Origin of the sequence: Halobellus captivus, assembly GCF_007655485.1 — an archaeon.
GTDB classification, from domain to species: Archaea; Halobacteriota; Halobacteria; order Halobacteriales; family Haloferacaceae; genus Haloquadratum; species Haloquadratum captivum.
Map to the genome: position 1 here is coordinate 1,555 of NZ_VJXQ01000013.1, position 1,615 is coordinate 3,169.

Consider the following 1,615-nt stretch of genomic DNA (forward strand, 5'->3'; position numbering starts at 1 on the left):
CGCGGCGCTGGACATCATTGAGCGACTCGACTCCTACACCGAGGTGTCACCGTCCGGTACCGGCTATCACGTCCTGATCACTGGCGCACTCCCCGAGGGGCGGAACCGGCGCGGGAGCGTCGAATTGTACGACACGGCACGCTTTTTCACCGTCACTGGCGACCATGTCGAGTGGACACCAACGCGCGTTGCACGCCGGCAGGACGCGCTCACAGCGATTCACCGCGAGTACGTCCAGGACACAGAGCGTGACACAGCCTCCGAGTCCGAACAGCGTGATGGCACTGACGCCCGGTCACCGACGACCGACGCAGCCGACGTCGACCTCGAAGACGAGGACCTCCTCGAAAAAGCGCGAAACGCATCGAACGGCGAGAAGTTCGAGCGGCTCTGGAACGGGAATACGGTCGGCTACGACAGTCAGTCCGAGGCCGACATGGCGCTATGCTGTTTGCTGGCGTTCTGGACCGGCGGCGACCGGACCCAAATGGAGCAGCTGTTCCGCCAGTCGGGATTGATACGGGAGAAGTGGGACGAGGTCCACTACGCTGACGGGTCAACGTACGGCGAGAAGACCATCGAGCGAGCGATTGCGACCACGTCGGAGTTCTACGACCCGGACGCTGGCGGCGATACCGAAGATTCTCACGGCCAACCTGACGGGGTCGCAACTGGCGGGACGCCTGACGAGGCAGACCGGAGTCGTGCGTACCTGACGGAGAAAAACCGCTTGTTGAGTAAGCGCGTCGACGAACTCGAGGCAACACTCGAACAGAAGACTGAGCGGATCGAGACCCTCGAAACAGAGATCGAGCGCCTCACCGACGAACTCGCAGCCCGTGATCAGGAAACTGCGCAATCCCACGAGGAAGACTCCGGTACTGCGATCGAGACCGGTGATGACTCAGAGCCATCCTCTCTGTTGAGTCGATTCTTCAGTGGTCGGTCCGAGTAGTGACGCCGCTTCACCGCCATCCGAAAAATCCTCCCTCGAGAGTTCTGGTTCCGCGAGATAGAAGTATTAACCAACGTTCTCGCTATATTGCGCTGTTTGTTGGTTAACTACGCTCAATCTCGCCGCAAAATGGTGGCTATCGCAGGATACTGTTGTTCGGGAAACTATTCCTCGAAGTAAGAATTATATCCTTAGACCTGCAATTCTGAGTATGTCCGAGACAGACGCCGCCGATGGGCCACCTCCCTTTGAGGATGCGTTCGCCAGCGACGACGTCGAACAACGCATCTACGGCACCATCCTGCAGACCCGTGAGCCGACGACGGCAAGCGCGATCGCCGACAGCGCCGACTGTGACCCCAAGACCGCCCGAAAGTATCTGGGCTGGTTCGACGACCTCGGCATCGTTACCCGGCACGACGGCCACCCAGCCACCTACGAGCGTAATGACGCGTACTTCGAGTGGCGACGCATCAACCAGCTCGCAGCCGACCATTCTGTCGAGGAACTCCAGGACCGCGTTCGTGAGCTGACGATGCGCATCACCGAGTATGAGGCGGCGTACGACGCCGCGTCACCGGCCGCAGTCGACGCCGTCGCCGCTACGGAGGACAGCGACGAGCGAACCATCGACGACGTGTACAGCGACCTCGGCGACTG

2 protein-coding genes are annotated in these 1,615 nt (G+C 60.7%); both read left to right on the top strand.

Annotation, left to right across the window (positions count from 1 at the left end; all coding sequences use genetic code 11):
- Positions 1 to 955 (top strand): phage NrS-1 polymerase family protein (locus FJT57_RS16790; RefSeq protein WP_238994039.1); only part of this gene is annotated, 955 nt, incomplete at its 5' end.
- Between the two features lie 211 nt (positions 956 to 1,166).
- The coding region (locus FJT57_RS16255; RefSeq protein ID WP_144906878.1) for a DUF7342 family protein at positions 1,167 to 1,615 on the top strand (449 nt) is incomplete at its 3' end.